The organism is Gordonia sp. DT219, from assembly GCF_049847065.1.
Taxonomy (GTDB): domain Bacteria; phylum Actinomycetota; class Actinomycetes; order Mycobacteriales; family Mycobacteriaceae; genus Gordonia.
This window is the reverse complement of the sequence record NZ_JBNCNR010000125.1, coordinates 1-239: the sequence shown is the minus strand read 5'-3', so window position 1 is coordinate 239 and position 239 is coordinate 1. Positions and strand designations below refer to the sequence as shown.

Below are 239 nucleotides of genomic sequence, written 5' to 3'. Positions count from 1 at the left end.
GGATGCTCCCTACCCAACCCCGCCGGATCGAGCCTCGGCTCGATACGCGCAGTCCACTCCTCGAACACTTTCTCCCGCACCGGCGTCCCATCAGCACCCACCCCCAAATCCGGGCGATCGATCACACCGACCGGCTCACCACGCCCCGGGTCCAACCAGCGCGACCGCGGACCCGCACCGACCTCACCCACCTCGAACGCCGCATGCAAACCCGCCTCCCCCACCAACGGGTGCACCGC

Annotated in this window: 1 protein-coding gene; it reads right to left on the bottom strand. The window is 69.5% G+C overall.

Features of this window, described 5'->3' with window-relative positions; translation table 11 throughout:
* On the bottom strand, positions 1-239 hold a 239-nt coding region (locus tag ACPXB3_RS22700; protein ID WP_425729905.1), incomplete at both ends, for a hypothetical protein.